The sequence below is a fragment of the Enterococcus sp. OL5 genome, assembly GCF_006491895.1.
GTDB classification, from domain to species: domain Bacteria; phylum Bacillota; class Bacilli; order Lactobacillales; family Enterococcaceae; genus Enterococcus_D; species Enterococcus_D innesii.
Window position 1 is genome coordinate 1 of sequence record NZ_VHIL01000035.1, and the last position, 5485, is coordinate 5485.

The following is a 5485-nucleotide window of genomic DNA, read 5'->3' on the forward strand; positions in this document are numbered from 1 at the left end:
ACAGCGGCGATTTTAAATGCTTTATCAAATGAACGTCTTGGCATAATCTAGATCCTCTCTTTCCCTTAATTTATTGTCTAGTTTATTATACCAAGTCCAGGGGGTCAGTATTTTTATGGCAAAATATAGCTTTGAATTAAAGTTGGCAATCGTTCAAGAGTATCTTGAAGGAAAAGGTGGATTAGGATACTTAGCAAAAAAACATGGGGTGAGCTCAAAAAAACAGGTACACGGATGGATCAATGCTTATCGGGAATTTGGAGAAGATGGGCTCTTGCGTAAACGAAAAAAGCAAAGTTATTCTTTTCAATTCAAGATAGATGCGATAGAGTTATATCAAACGATTGAGCTTTCCTATCGTGAAGTGGCAAATCATTTAGGGATAAATCAACCCGCGTTAGTTGTCAATTGGATGAAAATTTTTCGTTCAAAAGGATTGGACGGGCTCTCAAAAATGAAAGGATGTTCCTCCATTTTGTCTAAGAAAGAAGAAAAGGAAGATATAAGCAAACTGACGCCTAAAGAGCATAATCGCATCAAAGAGTTGGAAAAATAAGTGCGTTCCCTTCAGATTGAGAATGCCTTTTTAAAAGAATTGAGGAAGCTGCTAAAACAGAAAGCCCAACAAAGATGAACGAATCAATCGCACGAATCATCGACAGCCTCCGAGGATCATTCAAATTAGTTGAGCTTCTTGAAACCTTGAAATTTCCTAAATCAACCTTTATGTATTGGCAAAGACGATTTGATCGAAGAAATCCAGATCAAGAAATCGAAGAGGAAATGCTCAAAATAAGAAGTCAACATAAAGATTATGGCTACTTACGTATGACAAAGGAATTGGGGAACCGTGGGTTCCATGTTAACAAGAAAAAAGTACAACGTTTGATTCGAAAGCTGGGTATTGAAGTACGATCATTTACGAGAAGATCTCGCCGCTATAATTCTTATCGTGGAAAAATAGGAATGATTACAAAAAATCGAATTCATCGACGCTTTTACACAAGCATTTGTCATCAAAAGATTACAACAGATACGACAGAACTAGAATATTTTGAAACGGACAAATACGGTACCATTCGTGAAAAGAAGCTGTATCTTGATCTATTTTTAGATATGTATAACAGTTAAATTGTATCTTATCGCATTTCTGAGAAGCCAAATGCATTGGCTATCATGGAAGCTTTAGAGGAAGCTATCTACGTAACGGAAGATTGTGTCTATCGTCGAACTTTTCACTCCGACCAAGGATGGGCCTACCAAATGAAAGCTTATAGTCATAAGTTGAAAGAACATAAGATCTTCCAAAGTATGTCCCGTAAAGGGACCTGCTTAGATAACTCGATCATGGAGAACTTCTTTAGTCTATTAAAGCAGGAAATTTATTGAGGTCCCAAAACATAAACACAAACGAGCACTCGTCTTAACCGCAAGAAAATTTACGCGTCTGGTGGATACGCTACTACGTAACCATCAACTATACACGCCACCAAGGAGCGTGATAGATAAATAACATTCTGTTATTGACGCAAACCTTTGAAATCCCCCGAAAAAAATTGATTTTGGCCGGGGCTAGTTAAGTGCACTTCAAAACAGGTTACACAATAAAAATATTCTCAATCTTCAACTTGACTTATGACCATTAGACTTATTGACAAAGAGTCGATATTTACTGTTTTTTACCTGTCTACTTGACAGGGAGCACTTCACATCGACTAGATGCTCATACTATTTTTTATCTGTAAAATAACTTCAATGTCCTTCTTAAATTCAAAATAATTCAAGAAAAAAATGGACAAAATAGTATACTCTGTTGGCCAGTTAATAAATTAACAAGATATTTTATAAAAATAATTTAAAACAAAAACCTTCATTGGTTTTTCTTCAAAATCAACAAGAAATACTCTGTTACTGGGAACCAGCTTTACTGAAATATTCTGAAAAAAATTTTTCTTTAACATTGTGAGATACATAAAGTTAAACATTTACTCTTGTTTCTAAGGTCGCTTCAATAACAACTTTTCATATTAATTTACTTTTGAATTTATAAGTAAATTTTCGGATATTAGACAGATTTTTAAAGTTAGTTTTAAAACTTGGTGCATCTACTAATAGAAGCCCGTCATTAAAGTCTTTTTTGTACCTTAAAATTCCATAAGCGGCCATATCGACTAAATGAATCTGATTCCATGATTTAAAAGTATTATCATGATATAGAATATTCTTCGTTTCAAGAGCGACAAACTCATTACACCAACATTTTTTTTCAATAATATATTTCATAGCAGGTGTATTATTATTAATCATAATATTTTGGAAATCAATCAGATATTCTTCTTGTACATTAACATGCTCAATAATTGTCATACCTGTTTTATGTGGCACTCTTTTAAGAAAACTTTCTGGTGTTAATTCCATCAATTCTGTACGAATTACATATTCTTTTAATTCAGAAGCCATACTTGTAATTGATTTTAAAACATCAATATTACTGTTATCTGATAATTCGCAAATAAAAAAATAAGCCCATTTCTTTAATTCTTCCCCCTCAAACCTAATTTGTGATTTATAAATTCTTGAAAATTCACTATCAAATGAAGAAAATAACTGCTTAAACTGCTCAATCATCTTTTTATCCAGATTCTTTAAAGTTATACTTAAATATTCCATTTTCGCTCTCCTAACAAAATTTGGAATGAGACAGAAATTGTCATCATACCATTAGTAAAAATACTTTCACTGATAAGTTTATATTTCTAATATCTTACTTATAAACTCAGGTGCTTAACTCAATACCAAATAGTATATAGAAGTTAAAGCTATTACAAGCCAAACCTTTTTCTTAACTGCCAGTATCTTTAACAATTAATATATTTTCTAAAATATCGCTTTATCTAAAATATACTACAATTAAGGATAGCGATCATTTTTTGTAGGTATACCTAATTTGTCATATCGAGAATTAAATATTAAAATATTTAAAGCACTTTAATCAACGTATTGTAGTATGCTACTCCATTTTTCTAGAAAAATATATTACTGAACCCAATGAAGTGAGCTGCTGAAGAAACTATAAAGTTAGCTATAAAAAAGTATCAAAAACTTTTAAGCTTCTGTCCCTAGTAGCTTCTAATTAAAATATTTCTAAAAGTTCAATTAATACTAAATATCATATTCGGACGAGCTTTCGAGCTCAAATCATATCCACATAATTCTTTAAATTAGTTTTTAAAGTCATTTTCAATAATTCGAATGATCTCATCTTTTAAAAAATACTCAACTGTGCTTAATTCTCCTAAGAGATTTAATTTTGCATCTATCCCCAATATCACCAGAAAGATTTGCCAGAATGAATCTTTAGAAATTTTGGCTACTAACTTTTATAGATTACAAAGTTGTGAATTCAAATAATCTTCCAACTCTACATTTTCAATATATTTGTCATAGAGTGCATATTGAAAAATACTCAATATATTCTTTCTTTGATGTAAATAACATAATAGTTAAGTTCATTTCTAAAATATCGAAAAGCAACAAATCTACTAATACTCTGTTGCTTTTTCTTACCTATTCTTTATTTTTCTTCTTGCATCATGTTTTTGTATCGTTATTATTAGTTTCATTAAGAACGTTCATTGGATTTTCTATATTCCCATGGTCCACAACAAGATTACCTTCTGAACTATTTTCCGTGTTAAAATATTCCTTATACCATTCACGCAATGCACCAACAGATGGATAATCTGAGTCTCGACTCGTAGCGGTATAAGAACAATCATATTTTTTAAAAATAACTGAATGGATTTTTTTACACTTTCTTCACTGGAAAACATAAGAACATTCCTCCTGTGTTCATTTTTAGTCCAAGATTATGTCCGCACCCCCAAAATTACATTTGAAAATCGTGATTGACACCCGATTACTTTACCTAAAATTATTGTAATGACCGTCTTATATAATGAAAAAACGTAGACAACAACAGTAGTAAGTTTAGATAATAGACTAGTATCTACTGTGTTAAACGGATTAATATCGATTCTTATAAAAGAACAGAATTTCTTTTTGCGGCAAGCTAGTGAATTATAATTGTCATATGTATTACACCACATATGCTGACTGATTAAATTTATCAATTATTCAGTGGACATTAATTATGAATATCTCTTTTTCATGAACTAATTAATTTAACCCATTTGCTTTTTTCCATATAATAAAGTTATCAATACTAGCGCATCTTTTATTTTTTTTACATTCCAAGTGAAATAAAGACCATTTATAATCATCAATAAACGACTGTAATAAACCTCCAATTCCTAGTAAAAATAACCAAAATAAATAAAAGTATAAAACTATTAATCCCAAATAATTCAAATAAAACAAAAGTATGCTTAACAATAATAGGTTCACTAATAAAAAAAACAAAATAAAAAAATACATTTTAACAAAAAACTGAAATTGCTTCAACTTTTCAATATCATTCATCATTTTAACTCCTACAATTGAGCTTCGCAAATAACCTAAATCTACTTTTTCAACTTAAGTATTTATTTAAAATATTTAGCTAAACCTCTAAAAAAACATATCGAATGAAATCTTTGCTAAAAAAAGAAAATAAAAGCATTATATAAACCAGCAATAATAATAGTCTATATTTACTCCGTTATCTAAACCATGAGAAATATATTGCGCTATCACACGATTATATTCTAAATTTTTTGGTAGTTTTTCTTTTAATTCATTAATATTATTTTTTTTATAATCGTCAGCATCAGTCTTTAATACGCCGACAAAAAAGTATCTATTGACAATTTCCTTATTATCTAATTCAATACCAGTCTGATCATTACACCAACTTTCAAGTCCTACGCTTTCTGTGACTTCATCAAAATCTGTACCACTATATATAAGAAAAAAATTGGATATATCATTTATATATTGATTAACATGATCTTTGTTTCTCATACTGAAAGGAATTATCTTAGAAACTGGAATTTTTCTTATTTCTAAATTATCTTGTTTAGTACCTAAATTTTCAAAACTTTTTAAATGATCAAGTCTCATGTCAATAGACCTACTAATAGCTTCAAGTTTACTTATTTGATCTAGAACTCCCAATTTTGAATTGTCTAATATCTTTTTTTGAGTTTGTATATCTTCATTTAAGTGATATTTCAGCTCTTCAACCGGTATTTGAATACTTCTATAAAATACAATGTCTACAAGTTTTAAAAATGTAGCTGTGTCAAAATAACGATATCCATTAGCCTCATCTCTCCTCAAAGATATCAAACCACATTTCTCCCAATATCTAATTGTAGATGTCTCAATCGATAATAATTTAGCCACGTCTTTAATTAGTAAGTATTTAGCCATAGTTTTGTGAAAACCTCTCGATTCGTTTCATTGCAGTAATTGTACCTACATATTAGCATACATTTTTTTGCATGCCATCATCGTAAAATATCAACTTTTCATAGCGATTTCC

At 30.1% G+C, this 5485-nt stretch carries 3 protein-coding genes and 3 pseudogenes; 2 read left to right on the forward strand and 4 right to left on the reverse strand.

What is annotated here, in order from left to right:
• Positions 1-115: 115 nt before the first annotated feature.
• Both FJU10_RS18835 and FJU10_RS18840 read left to right on the forward strand, forming a co-directional pair.
• A pseudogene (locus tag FJU10_RS18835) lies at positions 116-1386 on the forward strand (IS3 family transposase); the annotation flags it as partial.
• Positions 1376-1513: pseudogene (locus tag FJU10_RS18840) on the forward strand (IS110 family transposase); the annotation flags it as partial. The pseudogenes FJU10_RS18835 and FJU10_RS18840, both read left to right, overlap by 11 nt.
• 509 nt (positions 1514-2022) lie before the next feature.
• Here the strand turns inward: FJU10_RS18840 and FJU10_RS18845 are convergent.
• From FJU10_RS18845 to FJU10_RS18860, 4 genes and pseudogenes are all read right to left on the reverse strand, one after another.
• Positions 2023-2670, reverse strand: coding sequence for a hypothetical protein (locus FJU10_RS18845; protein WP_140966732.1), 648 nt, complete (start codon positions 2668-2670; stop codon positions 2023-2025).
• Positions 2671-3221: 551 nt separating this feature from the next.
• On the reverse strand, positions 3222-3332 hold the full coding sequence (locus tag FJU10_RS19920) for a hypothetical protein (protein WP_411268852.1): 111 nt from the start codon (positions 3330-3332) through the stop codon (positions 3222-3224).
• Positions 3333-3699: 367 nt separating this feature from the next.
• Positions 3700-3833: pseudogene (locus tag FJU10_RS18850) on the reverse strand (integrase); the annotation flags it as partial.
• A gap of 787 nt (positions 3834-4620) precedes the next feature.
• Positions 4621-5373, reverse strand: coding sequence for a MerR family DNA-binding transcriptional regulator (locus FJU10_RS18860; protein ID WP_140966734.1), 753 nt, complete (start codon positions 5371-5373; stop codon positions 4621-4623).
• Between the last annotated feature and the right edge of the window lie 112 nt (positions 5374-5485).